Below are 19072 nucleotides of genomic sequence, written 5' to 3'. Positions count from 1 at the left end.
ATATAAAAATATCATCTTCTATAACGTCATAAAATAATATTAAATAATATAAATTGGAATATCTATGAGAAAAATATATTCAAATCAATCTTGTACAATTGGAAATACTCCCTTGATTCGATTAAATACAATAGGTAACGGTTTTATTATAGTAAAAGTTGAATCCCAAAATCCAGGTTGTAGTGTTAAATGCCGAATAGGCGCTAATATGATATTTGATGCAGAAGAGAAAGGAATCCTTAATAAAGATAAAGAATTATTGGAAGCAACAAGTGGTAATACAGGAATATCTTTAGCTTATATTGCTGCTGCTCGTAATTATAAAATTACTTTAATTATGCCGGAAACAATGTCTTTAGAACGTAAAAAATTATTGAAAGCTCTAGGAGCTCAATTAATTTTAACCAATGGTAAAGAAGGCATGAAAGGCGCGATTTTAAAAGCAAAAGAAATTAGTATCTTAAATCCTAAAAAATATGTTCTTTTACAACAATTTGATAATCCAGCTAATCCAGCAATACACGAAAAAACAACCGGTCCTGAAATTTGGAATGATACTGAAGGTAAAATAGACGTATTGGTTTCAGGAGTTGGTACCGGTGGTACAATTACAGGAATTAGTAAATATATAAAAAAAACTAAAAAAAGAAAAAATCTGATTACTGTAGCAGTTGAACCTGATCAATCACCAGTAATTACACAATTTCTTTCTGGAAAAAAAATAAAACCTAATATACATAAAATACAAGGAATTGGAGCTGGATTTATTCCTAAAAATTTAGATATAAAGTTAATAGATAGAATCGTCACCGTATCATATCAAGAATCAATAATAGCAGCACGCATGCTAATCAAACAAGAAGGTATTATTGCCGGTATTTCTTCCGGAGCAGCTATTGCTGCAGCTATAAAAATACAAAAAGAAGATAAATTTAAAAACAAGAACATAATTGTTATTCTTCCATCTTCTGGAGAAAGATACTTAAGTACTGATTTATTTTCTGAGATATAAAATATTATACTAATTTTAAAAAACCTATATATATTATATTTTTAAAAATTAGTTTTTTAACGTTTTATCGATTCTAATATTTTAATTAAAAAATAAAAAAATATTTAAAAAAATCAATTTAATAAAATTAATAAATATTTTTTAATAACTTCATTGATAATAAAAATAAATTAAGGAAAATATATGTTTCAGAAAAATATTACAATAACAGCAAAAAATGGATTACATACTCGTCCAGCTGCCCAATTTGTTAAAGAAGCAAAAAAATTTATATCTGATATTACTGTCACTTGTAAAGGTAAAAATGCTAGTGCTAAAAGTTTATTCAAACTACAAACTTTAGGATTAATAAAAGGTAGTATTATTACTTTATCTGCAATAGGTGAAGATGAAAAAAAAGCAATTATCCATTTAGAAAAAATAATATCGGAATTATAATAATCAACAAATTAAAAAATATTAATTTAGAATTAAATAAAATTTTTACCGGAAGTAATACTATTATGCTTCCGGAAATTTTATATTTGAATTACATGCTGCCTGATAAAAAATAATGTTTTTAAATTTTATCAACTATTTTACATCTAAAGGTAATATTATGATTTCAGGTATTTTAGCATCACCAGGTATTGCATTTGGAAAAGCTGTACTACTAAAAGAAGAAGATATCGTTCTAAATCAAAAAAAAATTTCTTATAAATCGATTTCTCAAGAAATAGAACGATTCCTTGAGGGTAGAAAAAAAACATTAATACAACTAAAAAAAATAAAAATGGAAGCAATCTTATCTTTTAAAAAAGATAAAGAAGAAATTTTTGAAGGATATATTATGCTTCTTGAAGATGCAGAATTAGAACACGAGATTATTTCTCTAATTCAAAAAAAATTTATTTCTGCAGATTACGCAACAAATATTATCATTCAAAAACATGTGGACGCATTAGAGAAACTGGAAGATGAATATTTAAAAAATAGAGCAATAGATGTTAAAGATATTGGAAAAAGATTATTGAAAAATATTCTTAACTTAAACATAATTGATCTAAATAATATAAAAAATAAAGTAATATTAGTAGCTAAAGATTTAACACCTTCGGAAATAGCTCAGATTAATTCCGAAAAAATATTGGGATTTACTACTGATTTAGGTAGTCGTATATCTCACACCTCTATTATAGCAAGATCACTAGAAATTCCTGCTATAGTAGGAACTGGTAATATCACAAAAAAAATTAAAAATGGTGATTTTCTTATCCTAGATGCTGTAAATAACATAATTTATATTAATCCAAACATAGCAAAAATCAATCAAATAAAAATTTTACAACACGAATATATATCCAAAAAAAAACAATTAATACTATTAAAAAAATTACCTGCTGTAACCACAGATGGACATCAAATAGAAATAGGAGCCAATATTGGAAGCATTAAAGATATTCCCAATGTGCAAAAAAATGGCGCAAAATCCATAGGATTATATCGTACTGAATTTTTATTTATGGAACGAAATAACTTACCATCTGAAGAAGAACAATTCCAAACATATAAGGAAATAGCTGAAAAAATGAATGAAGGTTCTGTCACTATTAGAACAATGGATATTGGAGGAGATAAAAATCTTCCATATATGAATTTTCAAAAAGAAGAAAATCCTTTTTTAGGGTGGAGAGCTATCCGTATTTCTATAGATAGAAAAGATATTCTTCATGATCAACTCAACGCTATTCTCCGAGCTTCAGCTTTTGGAAATCTCAAAATTATGTTCCCAATGATTATTTCAGTAGAAGAAGTAATGTTTTTAAAATCTGAACTAAAAACGTTAAAATTACGATTATCTAGAAAAAAAATAGAATTCAATAAAAAAATAGATATTGGCATCATGATAGAAACTCCAGCTGCCGCAATCATAGCCCACCACTTAATAAAAGAAGTTGATTTTTTTAGTATTGGTACCAATGACTTAACTCAATATACATTAGCTGTTGATCGTGGTAATGAAACTATTTCAAAACTCTATAATCCTATGAGTCCTTCTGTACTAAATTTAATGCAAACAGTAATTAATGCTTCTCATATTGAAGGAAAATGGACAGGTATATGTGGTGAATTAGCAGGAGATGAACGCGCTACACTTTTACTATTAGGAATGGAAATTGATAAACTAAGCATAAGTGCACCAAATATTCCTATTATAAAAAAAATAATAAGAAAAATAAATTTTAAAGAAGCAAAACAAATAGCAAGGGAAGCATTAAATCAACCCACAGCAAAAAAATTAACTAACGTAATTAAAGAATTTATGAAAAAATAAAATTTTTTTTAAAAAAACTATTTTATCTAATAAACGAGAATTAGGAGAAATGAATGGGATTATTTTCAAATTTTTTTGAGAAAAAAAAAGATAATATTAATCAAATTATAGATATAATATCACCGATATCAGGTAAAATTATTGATATCGAAAATGTACCTGATGCAGTTTTTTCTCAAAAAATTGTTGGAGATGGAATAGCAATTAAACCTATAGGTAATGAAATAGTTTCTCCAATTAATGGCACTATTGGGAAAATATTTAAAACTATGCATGCTTTTTCTATTCAATCTAATGAAGGTATTGAATTATTTGTTCATTTTGGTATAGATACTATTAATCTCCGAGGAAAGGGATTTACAAAAGTTATTCAAGAATCTAAAAATGTCAACATAGGAGATAAAATAATTTTATTAGATTTACCATTTTTAAAATTAAACTCTAAATCTATAATAACTCCTGTTGTAATCTCCAATATGGAAAAAATTAAATCAATAAAAAAATATTCTGGTGAGACCATTGCAGGGAAAACGATTATTATGAGAATAACTCTATAATATATATTAGTTAAAACGGTAAAATAGATACCGTTTTAACTATATCAGTAATTGATTATTTTATAATACTAATAAAAATCTATTAAATAATTTTTAAAAACAATAGAAATGTTAATACTAATTAATTATTGATTTATTAGTCATTCTAGATGTAATTGTAAAAAAATTATTGTAATTTTATCTATTTTATTTACCAGTTATAAAATTGCTATTCATCATATTTTAAATATATAGAAAATTATAAAATAAATAAAATAAAATTACTCTTCTCATAAAATAATAAATTTTTATTAATAAAAATCATGTAAAAAACAATATATTTTTATTACTTTTCAAAATTTATTGTTTTATCTCAGCATATCTATATAAAAAATAAAAATATTCTCCGCATTATAATTGGAGAAAATATACAATAATAGATTGATTCTGAGTAAAATAACAAAAATTTCGGTTATAACTGAAATATATAACTATATAATCATATTATAGTTTTAACTATAAAGACATTCTTATTATTATTTCCTAGTTCTACTATGTAATTAATTATTTCTTATTTTTTCTATAACTGGAGAATAAAATTCTTTATTTTACTCATTTGTTTTATTAAGTAAATATATAAAATAATTCAACATTAATTATATATCAAACTATATTAAAATATATAGCACCATTAATAATACCTACAAATTATTTTCTAATACATGTATATTTTTATCTTTTAAAAAAAACAAACGCCATTTATTAATTAAAAGAATCCTTAAACGCATTAATTCAATTTTAATTCCAATCCCAGTAAATCCAGATTGTAAAATAGACCGAATAGAAACACTTTGTGCTATAGAAAATATATTTTTTAAATATTCACCAGGTGATGAAATCGGTTTTACTAAACTTAGATAATCAGAATAAATATTAATCAAAATCGCTAATTTATTTATTCTTTCCGGTTTTCTCCAAGCATCTATACGATCAAAAAAAATAACAATAGATTGTGTAGTTTGAAAAATAATGCTATATAAAAAATCATTAAAACCAGAAATTAGTACAGCTAAATCTTGAATGTTAGACGGAACATGTAAACGTTTACATAATCTTTTTACTAAAGAGACAGATAAAGAATTACAGAATTCATATTTTTTTTTATAATTCAAAAAAGAAAAACCAATACTTAAAAATTGACATAAACAAGCAAATCTTATATCAATAGCTTTACTAATTTGCGATACTTTTGCTAAAGCTGTAAATAAAAATTTACTCATACTAATGATAGAATTACCTTTACATACTGTAAATTTCATAGAGTATAACTTATCTATTTCAGGAAATAAAATTGATAAGGCAAAACAAGAACGCAATACTTGAAAATAAACATGTGGATGAGACGTCATTAAAGCTTTTTCTGTTTCTTTCCAAATTCTCTCTTTTTTCAAATGTGATAATTCTTTATTTTTAACAATATCTGACATAAATAACATTGTTTTTTTTGCTATTCTAAATCCTAAATAGCTAAAAGTAGCTGCAAATCGTGCTACTCTTAATACCCGTAATGGATCCTCTTTAAACGAACTAGAAATATGACGCAATATACCTAATTTAAGATCATATTTTCCATTACATGGATCGATATAATTTCCATATCGATCTTTAGCAATAGCATTTATTGTTAAATCTCTTCTAATTAAATCCTCTTCTAACGTTATTTTAGAAGAATAATTTATTATAAAACCATGATAACCTGACCCTGATTTACTTTCTGTACGTGCTAAAGCATATTCTTCATGAGTTTTTGGATGAATGAAAACAGGAAATCCTTTTCCTACTTGTTTATAACCTTGCTGAAGTAATATTTCAGGTATACATCCTACAACAACCCAATCTTTATCTTTAATTGGCAAATTCAGTAATTCATCACGTACAGCTCCACCTACTAAATATATATCCATCAAATATCCTATTAATTTTAATTAAATACATTAAAAAAAATTGTATTATTTATCTTGGATAAATTTTCAAATAATATAGAAATATTCTTATCAAGAATATTATTAATACTAATTAATAGTATGATTTTTATCATAAAAATATGGTATATATAAAAATATAACCATATATTAAGAATATAAAGCTTTATTTAATAAAAAATATATATAAAAATAAAATATATGTACAATAATATCAATATTATATATATTCTGAAATATTATATAATATATAATCAAAAATTATGTACTAATTAAATAAAATTAAATTAATTTATTAAATTTTAATATTCATTAATATATAATTTTTAAAAAAATATTATATACATATATAATGTATTTATATATATAAAAAAATATATTTTTGTGATAAATTATTATATTACTAATATTTTTACATTTCTTTAAAATAATTTATAATATTAATATTTCTTTCTAGTCTATTAAGAAAATACTTTATATATTAATAAAAAATTAATAATTTAATTATTCATTTTAAATTAATAAGGAGCTATTTTCTAAAAATTATTATCCATTATACATTTTAAATAATATTAACGTTTTTATTAATTAATATATTAATATAGGTTTTTTAATTATGAATCAATCCTTACTCTGTAAATTTGGTAATACAAAAGAACGCGTTGAAAACGCTATCTATGCACTACAAAGGGGACAAGGTATCCTATTACTTGACGACATAGGTAGAGAAAATGAAGGAGATCTAATTTTTGGATGTGAACTATTAACAGTGGAACAAGTAGCTCTCAGTATCAGATATGGAAGCGGAATTGTTTGTTTGTGTATCACAGAATCAACAAGAAAAAAACTAGAATTACCCATGATGGTTAAAAAAAATACTAGTAAATTCGGCACTAATTTTACAGTAACAATTGAAGCAGCTAAAGGTGTCTCTACAGGTGTATCAGCCCAGGATAGATTAACTACAATTAATACAGCCATATCTGAAAAAGCCAAACCTAGCGATTTAAATTATCCTGGTCATGTTTTTCCATTAAGAGCAGATCAAAACGGTCTATTAAAGAGAAAGGGACACACAGAAGCTACTATTGAACTAATGAATCTATCTGGTCTAAAACCACATGGAATATTATGTGAACTCACTAATTCTGATGGATCCATGGCAAAAACACCCGAAATTGTTCAGTTTGCAAAATCAAAAAAAATGACCGTACTAACTATTGAAGATTTAATAAACTATATTTATTAAAATAAACATGATGCATAATTCAAAACACCTATATTTTTATATAAATCATTTATATATATAAAAAATATATATATCTATTTTTTATTTTATTTTATTTTTTAATTCACTTAATAACCAATTAGGACTTACAAAAATGTTTAATTCAGAATGTTTTCTCTCTTTAAAACGTAACATACCAACATAAGCTATCATTGCTCCATTATCAGTACATAATTCAGGTTTTACATAAAAAACTTTACTTTGGTGATATGTAGCCATTTTTTTTATTTTTTTTCTTAAAGTATTATTTGCACTGACTCCGCCAGCAACTACTATACGACGTAAACCAGTTTGTTTTAGTGCTCGTTTACATTTAATTACTAATGTATCAACTACTGCAGATTCGAATTCATAGGCAATATCCGCTCGTGTTTGAAAATCTTTTTCTTGCTTATTGATACAATTAGCGGTATAAGTCTTTAAACCTGAGAAGCTAAAATTTAAATCAGAAGAATAAACCATAGGTCTAGGAAATTTAAAACGACCAGGAGTACCATATTGTGCTAAATTAGATAACACAGAACCTCCTGGATATTTTAAACCTAATAATTTAGCGATTTTATCAAATGCTTCACCAACAGAATCATCAAGAGATTCCCCCAATAATTTATAATAACCTATTTTAAATGCTTGAATTAATTGAGTATGTCCTCCAGAAACTAAAAGAGCAATGAATGGAAACTTTATTTTTTTTTCATCAAGCATAGGTGACAATAAATGACCTTCCATATGATTTATTGGTATAATTGGAACCTTCCAAGCAAAAGATAAAGCATGACCAACAGAGGCGCCTATTAATAATGATCCCATCAATCCGGGTCCTGCCGTATAAGCAATAGCACTAATAGAACTGATGCTGCATCCAGATTTTTTTAAAGCTGTTTTAATCAAAGGTACTGTCTTATTCATATGACTACGTGCAGCTAGTTCAGGAACTATGCCACCATATTGATCATGTATATTATCTTGACTATGTAATAAATTTATTATTAAACCTAACCTATTATCATAAATTGCAATACCAGTATCATCACAAGACGTTTCAATTCCTAGTATTCGCATTTTTTTCCTTAATACAATTACATGTATGCATTATATATATTTTATAAAAGACATTTAGTATACACCAAAAATATTAATATAATAAATTAGTTAATTAAATAGTAGTTTTTCCGATAGAAAGAAAATATTATTAAAATAATCTATTAGATATTTCTTAAGAGAGTTTATAATATAAAAGATATTAATATTTTGTCTCCAACTATGTAAAGTAAAAATCCTGTTATGACATTATTAAAAAATGAGGTAAGTTAAATATGCCAGTCATCAAAGTACGCGAAAATGAACCTTTTGATATAGCCCTTCGTAGATTTAAAAGATCTTGTGAAAAAGCTGGAGTTTTATCTGAAATTAGACGTCGAGAATTTTATGAAAAACCAACCACTGAAAGAAAAAGAGCTAAAGCATCTGCAATAAAACGTCTTGCAAAAAAATTATCTAGAGAAAATTCTAAACGTATTCGTATGTACTAACTTTAAATATAATAAAATAAAACACTGTCAAAAAAACATACTTACAGTGTTTTATAACATATAATAAATAAAATATATGATAGGAAAAATACCAAAAGTTTTTATAGATGAATTACTTATCAAAACCAATATTATTGATCTTATTAATGCTCGCATTCCATTAAAAAAACAAGGTCAGAATTATCATGCTCGATGTCCGTTTCATAATGAAAAAACTCCATCTTTTACAGTTAATGATAAAAAACAATTTTATTATTGTTTTGGATGTAATTCTCATGGAAATGCTATTGATTTTTTAATAAATTATGAACGTTTAACTTTTATAGAAAGCATTGAAACTCTTGCTATCTTAAATAGACTAACCATACCAAATAATATTGGTTATAAAAAAAATAAAAATGAATATGATATAAGAAATCAATTATATTGTTTAATGCAAAAAGTCACTGATCTATATAAAAAAAATATTACTAATACCGATAAAAATATGGCGTATCTTTATTTAAAAAAAAGAGGGATTAGTAAAAAAATGATAAATTATTTTTCTATTGGTTTTGCACCAAAAGAATGGAATAATATATCAAATAATATTGTTATAAATAAAACCAATCAACAAGCACTCATTAATGCTGGAATACTCATTCTAAATAAAAAAGGAAATTTATATGATCGTTTTAGAGGAAGAATAATCTTTCCTATTAAAGATAATCACGGAAGAATAAGTGGATTCGGTGCTAGAAATTTAGACAACGAAAAACCAAAATATATCAATTCCCCAGAAACCAATATTTTTCATAAAAGCAGACAACTATATGGACTCTATGAAATAACTAAAAATGACGTGAAACCAGACAAATTATTAATTGTTGAAGGTTATATTGATGTTATTATGCTTACTCAATTTAATATTAATTATGTAGTAGGATCATTAGGAACATCTATAACTGCCGAACATATACAATTACTATTTCGTAATACTAATAATATAATATATTGTTATGATGGCGACAAATCAGGAAAAGAAGCTGCATGGCGCACCTTAAAAATAAGTCTACCTTATATTCATGATGGACGAAGTATTAAATTTATATTTCTTCCTCAAGACGAAGATCCAGATACAATTATTAGAAAAGAAGGAAAAATAGCATTTGAAAATAGAATTCATCAAGCCACTGATTTATCAATATTCCTTTTCCATAAATTGTTAAAAAATATTAATTTAAGTTCTATAGAAGGACGTAGCCACTTAAGCGCAATAGCTGTTCCATTAATTCAATTAGTACCAGGAGAAACTATGCGTATTTATTTAAAACAAATATTAGGACATAAACTGGGAATTCCAGATTTTAATCAATTAGAACGATTGTTTTCTAGAAACAAAAAAAAAATTGCAACTTATAGCATGAAACCAATTAAACAAACCAGTATGCGAATACTTATTTCTTTATTACTACAAAATCCATATTTAGCAGAAATTATACCTTCCGTTAAAAAACTGACTTATTTAAAGATAAAAGGATTATCTCTATTTTTAGAACTAGTACAAATTTGTATAAAGAATCCAAAATTAAAAACAGGACAAATATTAGAATTTTATAGAGACACTGATAGTGTCTATATTCTATATAAACTCGCTAAATGGGATCATATGATAATTGAAAAAGAAATAAAAAACGTATTTTTAGATTTATTATCTGGACTATATAATAAAATATTAGAGATCAGACAAGAATTATTAATAGATCAAGAAAGGAAAAAAGGACTCAATAATGCTGAAAAAAATGAATTATGGTCTATAAATAAAAAATTAGCAGGAATATAATATTATTACTTTTCAATAAATAAGATAAAAATATATTTTTACATTATAAAAATTACGAATAGTATATAAAAATATTAAATATACCTTATAAATTCCTGAAATTTCTAATGATTGACTAATATATGAATCAATCAATTTTACTAATTAAAATAACAGAAGAAATATGGATACTGTCTCATGGAGCAAAACCCGCAATCACAGCTCAAGCTACTTGTTACCCATGGAAAAGAGCAAGGATATTTGACCTATGCTGAGGTTAATGACCATCTGCCGGAGGATATTATCGATTCTGATCAAATCGAAGATATCATCCAAATGATTAATGATATGGGAATACAGGTAGTGGAAGCAGCACCAGATGCCGATGATCTTATGTTGAATGAAAGTGGCACAGATACCGATGAAGATACGGCTGAAGCAGCCGCTCAGGTATTATCTAATGTAGAAACTGAACTTGGTCATACCACCGATCCTGTCCGCATGTACATGCGTGAAATGGGAACTGTAGAATTATTAACACGAGAAGGTGAAATCGATATAGCAAAACGTATAGAAGACGGAATCAATCAAGTACAATCTTCAGTAGCTGAATATCCAGAAGCTATCAGTTATCTTTTGGAACAATATCATCGAGTAGAATCAGGTGAAATAAGATTATCTGAATTAATTACAGGATTTGTGGATCCAAACGCAGAAGAATTTTTTTCTCCTATGTCTAAACATATTGGATCCGAGCTACCAGAAGAAGAACATAACAATGAAGACCATGAGGATGATACAGAAAATGATAATGAAGATGAAAACAGTGTTGATCCCGAATTAGCCAAAAACAAATTCTTTGAATTATACCACCAATATAAAATTACTAATATTGCAATAAGAAAAAATGATAGATATCATAAAGATTCACTGAATGCGATACATCATTTATCAGAAATATTCAAACAATTTAGATTAGTTCCTAAACAATTTGATTATTTAGTAAATAATATGCGTAATATGATGGAAAGAGTTAGAAAACAAGAACGCTTGGTTATGAAGTTATGTGTAGAAAAATGTAAAATGCCAAAAAAAAATTTTATTCACTTTTTTAAAAAAAGAAAATCCAATATCAACTGGTTACAATTAATACTTAATGCACAAACACCATGGTCTGAAAAATTATACGCAATCAAAGAAGACGTGAATCTTATTTTAAAAAAATTAAATCAAGTAGAAAAAGAAACAGGATTAACCATTGAACAAGTTAAAGATATAAACAAAAGAATGGCTATAGGAGAAGCTAAAGCCAGAAGAGCTAAAAAAGAAATGGTTGAAGCCAATCTCAGATTGGTAATATCAATAGCAAAAAAATATACTAATCGTGGTCTGCAATTTTTAGATCTAATTCAAGAAGGGAATATAGGTTTAATGAAAGCTGTCGATAAATTTGAATACAGAAGAGGATATAAATTTTCAACATATGCCACCTGGTGGATTAGACAAGCTATTACTCGTTCAATAGCTGATCAAGCTAGGACTATCCGTATTCCTGTACATATGATTGAAACGATTAACAAACTCAATCGTGTTTCTAGGCAAATGCTACAAGAAATGGGGCGAGAGCCAACACCCGAAGAATTATCTGAAAGAATGTTAATACCGGAAGATAAAATAAGAAAAGTACTAAAAATAGCAAAAGAACCTATCTCAATGGAAACACCTATTGGTGATGATGACGATTCTCATTTAGGTGATTTTATAGAAGATACATCACTAGAATTACCTTTAGAATCAGCTACTTCTGAAAGTTTGCGTTCTGCTACTCGTAATATTTTATCTGGATTAACTCCTCGAGAAGCCAAAGTTCTACGTATGCGCTTCGGTATTGATATGAATACTGATCATACTTTAGAAGAAGTAGGAAAACAATTTGATGTCACAAGAGAACGTATCAGACAAATAGAAGCTAAAGCGTTAAGAAAATTAAGACATCCTAGCCGATCTGAAGTACTCCGTAGTTTCTTAGACGACTAATATACAACAACAAAGCTTATTTTTATCTACGAAGCTTTGTTGTTGCTTCTGATATAAAAATATCATGTTTTTTATAAAAAAACATATTTTATATTACAAGTATATAAAATACATTAAAAGATAGAATCTCTGAATTTTATTAAAAACCTATTATCGATAACATCATTATCTCTAAAATAATATTTATTATATAAATAAACTTTATCAAATTAATCATAATTTCACACTATGAATTTATTTCTATTGATTTTGAAATAATCCTAGCTGGAACACCTGCCGCTGTGCTATATGAAGGAACTGAACTCAAAACCACAGCACCAGCACCTATTTTAGAATTCAAACCAATTTCTATATTACCTAATATTTTTGCTCCAGCTCCTATGACTACTCCTTCTCTAATGGTAGGATGTCGTTTACCGATAGTTTTACCGGTACTACCTAAAGTGACTGATTGTAAAATAGAAACGTTATTTTCTACTAAAGCGGTTTCTCCTATAACGATACCAGTGGCATGATCGAACATAATTCCATATCCAATATCAGCAGCTGGATGAATATCTACCGATAATAAAACTGATACTGTATTTTGTAAAAATAATGCTAACGATTTACGCCCCATCTTCCATAATTGATGGCTCATGCGATATATTTGCAAAGCATGAAAACCTTTTAAATATAGTAATATACTAGAATAATGATTTATTACAGGATCTTGATTGTATACAGCATACATATCTTTAACAACAGATTTAATAAGTGATATATCAGAAAAATATAATTTTTCAAAAGTATCCTGTAAAAAAGAATTTGTAATCATTTTATTTCCCAATATATTAGATAATATGAAACTCAATGATGGTATAAAAGATTGATGTCGTAGTATCATAGAATAATAAAATTGAGATAATATAGGTTCGTTATCTGATAAAATTTTTACCTCTGATCGTATTTTTTTCCATATTAAATTAATTTCTTCAGACAAAATTTATTCTCCAAAAAATAGAAAATATTATATAAAGATTACAAATTTTTTTTAAAATCAAGATCACTGATGAAAAATTTTTATAATAAAATAGTTAAGTGTAAATATTTCAATTAATTATTGTATTATTTAAAATATAATATGAAATATATTCAGTATAATTATTTCATACCAAATCATCATAAAAAATAAAAATGATATTTTTTATATTATTAAAAAAATATATATCATAGTAATATTAGAAAAATCTATAACACAGTAAACCATGAAAAATCAACTTTTAGGTAAAAACATAAATGAAAATTTCATTTAATATACAAATTAATATTATTAGTTTTTCATGAAAATATTTTCTTGACATAAAAATATTCAAAAAAACGCTCCTAACAAGAAACATTAAATAATATTTAACGTTACATGATCCATCGAAATTGAAAAATTTATTAAGAATAAAGTTCTAATTCATATAGAAAAATCATATCAAAAAAATTGTTTATTAAAAATCTATATTATTATATATAATATAATAAAATTAAATATTTATTTAAAATAATATATAAAATATATCTCGATTAAAAATCGTTATGTTTAATTAAGATTATTTATTTTTTTTAGTTCAGAGATAGTATTAAATACTTGTTCTTTTGACACTCCACCTTTTGATTTTTTTTTATTTATCGTGGATTTCAAATCTAATACATCGTATACATCAGAGGAAATAATAGAACTGTACTTCTTAAAAGTTAATATATTTATCTGACTTAATGATATTTTTTTTTCTATTGCTTCTAACACAATTTTCCCAACAATATGATGAGCATCACGAAAAGGCATACCTTTCTTTACTAAATAATCAGCTAATTCGGTTGCATTAGAATAACCTTTCTCTGCAGCTTCTTGACAAACAACATGATTTATTTTAATATTTTTTAAAACTAAAAAAGCCATATATAAACAATTATTCAAAGTATCTAATCCATTAAATAATCCCTCTTTATCTTCTTGCATATCTTTATTGTATGCCAAAGGTAAACCCTTTAATAACACTAAAATACCTATTAAGGCACCAAACACTCGACCAGATTTACCACGAATTAATTCTAAAGAATCTGGATTTTTTTTTTGTGGCATTAGCGATGAACCTGACGTGACATCATCAGACAATGAAATAAAATTTACTTCTTCCGTATTAAAAAAAATTAAATCTTCAGAAAAACGAGATAAATGCAGCATACTAATTGAAGCAACTGAAAGTAATTCAATTACATAATCTCTATCAGAGACACTATCTAAACTATTATTTGTTGCTGAAGAAAAACCTAAATTATGAGCTAACTTTTCTCGATCAATATTCCAACTTGTACCAGATAAAGCCCCACTACCCAATGGACTAATATCAATTCTTTTAAAAGCATCTTTTAATCTACCAACATCTCTTTCAAACATTTCTATATATGCTAAACACCAATATGCAAAAGTAATTGGTTGAGCTCTCTGTAAATGTGTATATCCTGGCATAATTACGTTTTGTGTTGATTCTGCAAGTAATAGTAATTCTATTTTTAGCCTATGAAAATTTTTCAATAAAAGACTTACTTGAGATTTACACCACAACTTCAAATCTGTAGAAATTTGATCATTTCTACTCCGACCAGTATGTAATTTTTTTCCTAGTAAACCAATTTTACGTACCAGTTCTGATTCCACCCAACTATGAATATCTTCTGCATCACTACTTAACATTTTCTTAGGATTATCTTTTATTTCTGTTAATAATGTCATTAAAGCATTTTCTAATATTTTTTGTTCTTTTAATGTTATCACATTAACCATCATAAGAGATTTAGACCATGCTATTGATCCTAATATATCTTCTTTAACTAAACGATAATCAACATATAAAGAATCATTAAATCTTTTAAAATGCTGATTAGGTAATTGGGTAAATCGACCACCCCATAGTGCCATAATCATAACCACCTATTTATAAAAATAAACTATTGAATTAATATATTATCGAAAAATGAAAAAAATTATTTTTTTATTGCACGAATACGAGCAGATAAAGAAAATAACCTAATAAATCCTTTCGCATCAGAATGATGATATACTTCATCTTCACCAAATGTTGCATATTCTTCGGAATATAAAGAATTAGGGGATTGTTTCTGAACAGCTACTGCTTTTCCTTTATATAATTCCAATCCCACTTCACCAGTGATTTCACTGGATAAAACATTAGCTGCAGCTTGTAAAGATCGACGCAAAGGAACGAACCAACGACCGTCATAAACCACAGAAGACATTTCTAATCCTATTTGTTCTCGCCATTTAAAGCTTTCACGATCTAAAACCAATTGTTCTATTGCTCGTAATGCTATCGACATTATGGTTCCTCCTGGTGTTTCGTAACAACCTCTAGATTTAATACCCACTAGTCTATTTTCTACAATATCAATTCGACCAATTCCATGTCTAGCTCCAATTTTATTTAATTGCTCTAAACATTTTAAAGGACTTAAACGATTATTATTGACTGCCACAACACATCCTTGTTCTACTGTAATTAATACATATTCAGGTTCGTTGGGAGCTAATACAGGGTCTGTTGTCCATACCCAGCAATCTTTATTAGTAATATTCCATGTATTTTCCAGCATGCCACCTTCTGTAGAAATATGCCAAGCATTTTCATCTCTGCTATATATTTTTTCTAAAGTAGCCGTAGTGGAAATATTTTTTTCTTGTAAATACTGCAATAAAGATTCCCGTGAACGTAAATTCCATTCTCTCCATGGTGCAATAACTTTTAGTTGAGGAGCCAAAGCTGCATAGGTAGTTTCAAACCGTACTTGATCATTCCCTTTTCCTGTAGCACCGTGGCAAAGAAATTTAGCGCCTAATTTTAATGCAAGATTAACTTGTTCCTTAGCAATTATAGGTCTTGCCATCGCAGTTCCTAATAAGTAACTACCTTCGTATAATGCTCCTGTTTTCAATACTGGATATACATAATCTCGTATAAATTCTTCTCGAAGATCCAATACATAACATTGATCTGCACCTGATTTAAATGATTTTTCCTCAATTCCTTCTAGTTCTCTTCTATTTTGACCCACATCTGCAACAAAAGCCACTACTTTAACATTATAGTTTTCTTTTAACCATGGAATAATAGCAGATGTATCTAAACCTCCTGAATAAGCTAGTACAACTGTTCTATCCTGATATTTGTTCATAAATAAAATGATTTCCTTAATGTTCTATACATATTATTAATAAAAAACACGGGTTCCAATTGATATACCATTAAATAAAGATATTAACCTTTCTGAATCTTGCCAACTAGCAATATCTACCGAATGACCTAGTAAACGAGCAGCTTCTATAGCAGCGTTCACTTTTACAACCATTCCATCAGTAATAATATCTTTTTTAATTAATACATTTGCTATAGAAGGTGTTATTACCTTAATACGTTTACCCTTACCATCCAAAATAGAACTAATGTCTGATAAAAAAATTAAATCAGCTTTCAACATAACTGCTAATGCTGTAGCAGCTAAGTCAGCATTAACGTTCATTAATTTTCCTTTTTCAGTAATTCCTATGGAACTAATAATGGGTAAGATGTTATCAGATAATAATTTTTTGAGAAAAATGGCAGAACCTGGCATGGGAACACCTATACATTCTAAATCCATTTGGTTTACTGGTTTAACTTCAATACTATTGCCATCAGCTAAACATAAACCCACAGCATGAATATTGAATTTTTTACTCCAAGCAAGCAAAATTTTATTTGCTGTTCCAGCTGAGGCTCCAACAATAAGATCTATTGTTTCAGATGACGTTATTTGAACACCATTCTTTTTTTTAATAGTTAAAGATAACTGATTCATCAACCGATCAATTAAACTACCCGCTCCATGAATGATAACCAAATGACGATGGTTATCAATACTACGATAATCAACCAATGCTTTAAATAACCGTATCATAGAATTTCTGTTATCTAATAACACTCCACCTAACTTTATAACTAAAATATTTCTCATAATAAAAATTAGCTCATTAGTTAAATTAGTGATTTTATTTTAGATAAAAATATTAAAAAATTTATTATCTAAACTACAAACGGTTTTTAAGTAAAGTATCTTCTACAAACTCTGACTAAATTTTTGGTCTTATAATAAAAAAATTAAAATAATCAATTCATTACTAATTTAATAGATACAAATGATTACATACATTTTATGTTATAATTTATAATTATACAAAAATAAAACATACAAAAAAATCTACTATAATATTTATTTTATATTGCAAAATATATAATAATTTTAGAGAAACCTTATTATTTCAATAATCTCATCATAGAAATAAAGATTACTATAATTTTTAAAATGTAATTATATTAAGATAATAAAAACAATTAAGTTCCATAAGGATATCTTCTTAATTTAATCAATTATTATCAAAATGATAAATTTACTATCTACTGATACTCCTAACCAATTTAACTATTTACTATAGTTAAAAAATAATATCTTTATTTATACTTAAATATAAAATTAAATATGAATAAAAAAAATAAAAAAATGAATTAAGAAAATTTAATTTTACTCCATTCTATTTAATAACTCTATATTTTATTTTTTAATATTTTTCATAAATAAAAAATTATTTATTGTAAAAATACTAAAAATATTAAATATTATAAAATATAAATAAAAAAATAGATTTTAATAAAAATTAACATAATAAATGATGGCTAAGATAAAGTGAAAATTACTTTAATCGACAATATTAAATTATTTAATAATGATAAATTTAAACGAATAAAATTATTGCATAATGTATAAATATTAATAAATTATCTTTTCATATCTAACTTTAATCTACAAAATACCGAGAAAGATAGTAAAATAATACACTAATTAATACTAATACTAAATTATATAAAAATATAAAAAAATATAAAAATTCTATTTTTTTAAAAAATAAAAAAATTACTGATAAACTTATTAATACTAATCTAAAAAAAATAAAAAAATATTCTATTTTAATTTAAATTCATATAATATTAATTAATATATTCTTATCAATAAGATTGATATCAGATCGCAATTTAAAAATAAAAAACTATTTATTAACTTTCCAATTATTTTTTATACTTGAAATATATTAAAATCATAGTAAAACGTATCAAAAAAGATAAAAAGAAGTCTACTATATTAGTAATATATCTACACTTTTTTAAAAAAGTATTTTAAGATATTTATCTTTTTATTATATAATAAAAAATAATGTAATAAAAAATTAAAATATAAAAAATTTTTTGTTACATTCTATTTTTTAATAGCTTTTAAAAAAATATTTTATGAAGACTATCTAGCACTAATAAAAATATTAATTAATCAAATTTTATTTTTTATAAAATACTGCTTTAAAACCCTATTTTAAAAAAATTAAAAATTCTATATTAATTTCTACTATTCATAATCAACTATACAAAATATATCTCTAATTTTATTCATATCTGTAAAAATATGAATACTCTAGGAATCTTAAAAAAGAGTTGGTGA

14 protein-coding genes are annotated in these 19072 nt (G+C 25.7%); 8 read left to right on the top strand and 6 right to left on the bottom strand.

Going from position 1 to position 19072, the window contains the following annotated elements; translation table 11 throughout:
- Positions 1-64: 64 nt before the first annotated feature.
- The 4 genes from cysK (at position 65) to crr (ending at position 3883) form a co-directional block, all read left to right on the top strand.
- The gene (gene cysK, locus AB4W65_RS00300) at positions 65-1012 is read left to right on the top strand and encodes a cysteine synthase A (protein ID WP_367673648.1); all 948 of its coding nucleotides are present in this window, start codon (positions 65-67) and stop codon (positions 1010-1012) included.
- A gap of 183 nt (positions 1013-1195) precedes the next feature.
- The gene (locus tag AB4W65_RS00295; RefSeq protein ID WP_367673647.1) at positions 1196-1450 is read left to right on the top strand and encodes an HPr family phosphocarrier protein; all 255 of its coding nucleotides are present in this window, start codon (positions 1196-1198) and stop codon (positions 1448-1450) included.
- 160 nt (positions 1451-1610) lie between these two features.
- Positions 1611-3326 (top strand): phosphoenolpyruvate-protein phosphotransferase PtsI, encoded by a 1716-nt coding sequence (gene ptsI / locus AB4W65_RS00290; RefSeq protein ID WP_367673646.1) that lies wholly within the window; start codon positions 1611-1613, stop codon positions 3324-3326.
- A gap of 53 nt (positions 3327-3379) precedes the next feature.
- A complete protein-coding gene (gene crr, locus AB4W65_RS00285) occupies positions 3380-3883 on the top strand; it encodes a PTS glucose transporter subunit IIA (RefSeq protein ID WP_367673645.1) in 504 nt (167 codons plus the stop codon).
- A 680-nt stretch (positions 3884-4563) separates the two neighbouring features.
- Here crr and AB4W65_RS00280 read toward each other — a convergent pair.
- Entirely contained in the window at positions 4564-5826 is a 1263-nt protein-coding gene (locus AB4W65_RS00280; RefSeq protein WP_367673644.1) for a tRNA CCA-pyrophosphorylase, read from the bottom strand.
- 634 nt (positions 5827-6460) lie between these two features.
- Here AB4W65_RS00280 and ribB point away from each other — a divergent pair.
- Entirely contained in the window at positions 6461-7093 is a 633-nt protein-coding gene (gene ribB / locus AB4W65_RS00275; protein ID WP_367673643.1) for a 3,4-dihydroxy-2-butanone-4-phosphate synthase, read from the top strand.
- 81 nt (positions 7094-7174) lie between these two features.
- On the opposite strand, the gene tsaD is transcribed toward ribB, so the two are convergent.
- Positions 7175-8194, bottom strand: a complete 1020-nt coding sequence (gene tsaD, locus AB4W65_RS00270; RefSeq protein WP_367673642.1) for a tRNA (adenosine(37)-N6)-threonylcarbamoyltransferase complex transferase subunit TsaD — start codon at positions 8192-8194, stop codon at positions 7175-7177.
- 254 nt (positions 8195-8448) lie between these two features.
- Here tsaD and rpsU point away from each other — a divergent pair, with 254 nt between their 5' ends.
- The 3 genes from rpsU to rpoD all read left to right on the top strand — a co-directional run bounded on the left by rpsU (position 8449) and on the right by rpoD (position 12502).
- On the top strand, positions 8449-8664 hold the full coding sequence (rpsU, locus tag AB4W65_RS00265; RefSeq protein ID WP_367673641.1) for a 30S ribosomal protein S21: 216 nt from the start codon (positions 8449-8451) through the stop codon (positions 8662-8664).
- 76 nt (positions 8665-8740) lie between these two features.
- On the top strand, positions 8741-10486 hold the full coding sequence (gene dnaG / locus AB4W65_RS00260) for a DNA primase (protein WP_367673640.1): 1746 nt from the start codon (positions 8741-8743) through the stop codon (positions 10484-10486).
- A gap of 177 nt (positions 10487-10663) precedes the next feature.
- Positions 10664-12502: an RNA polymerase sigma factor RpoD gene (gene rpoD / locus AB4W65_RS00255; RefSeq protein WP_367673639.1), complete on the top strand. Its 1839-nt coding sequence runs from the start codon at positions 10664-10666 to the stop codon at positions 12500-12502.
- 226 nt (positions 12503-12728) lie between these two features.
- Here the strand turns inward: rpoD and cysE are convergent, their stop codons facing one another.
- The 4 genes from cysE to argB form a co-directional block, all read right to left on the bottom strand.
- Positions 12729-13484: a serine O-acetyltransferase gene (cysE, locus tag AB4W65_RS00250; RefSeq protein ID WP_367673638.1), complete on the bottom strand. Its 756-nt coding sequence runs from the start codon at positions 13482-13484 to the stop codon at positions 12729-12731.
- 588 nt (positions 13485-14072) lie between these two features.
- Positions 14073-15452, bottom strand: coding sequence for an argininosuccinate lyase (gene argH, locus AB4W65_RS00245; RefSeq protein ID WP_367673843.1), 1380 nt, complete (start codon positions 15450-15452; stop codon positions 14073-14075).
- Between the two features lie 65 nt (positions 15453-15517).
- Positions 15518-16723: an argininosuccinate synthase gene (locus AB4W65_RS00240; protein ID WP_367673637.1), complete on the bottom strand. Its 1206-nt coding sequence runs from the start codon at positions 16721-16723 to the stop codon at positions 15518-15520.
- Between the two features lie 36 nt (positions 16724-16759).
- Positions 16760-17542 (bottom strand): acetylglutamate kinase, encoded by a 783-nt coding sequence (gene argB / locus AB4W65_RS00235; protein WP_367673636.1) that lies wholly within the window; start codon positions 17540-17542, stop codon positions 16760-16762.
- Positions 17543-19072 lie beyond the last annotated feature (1530 nt).

The organism is Buchnera aphidicola (Pemphigus populi) (genome assembly GCF_964058935.1).
GTDB lineage: Bacteria > Pseudomonadota > Gammaproteobacteria > Enterobacterales > Enterobacteriaceae > Buchnera_C > Buchnera_C aphidicola_D.
The sequence above is the reverse complement of the archived record's forward strand: the minus strand, read 5'-3'. Positions and strand labels throughout refer to the sequence as shown.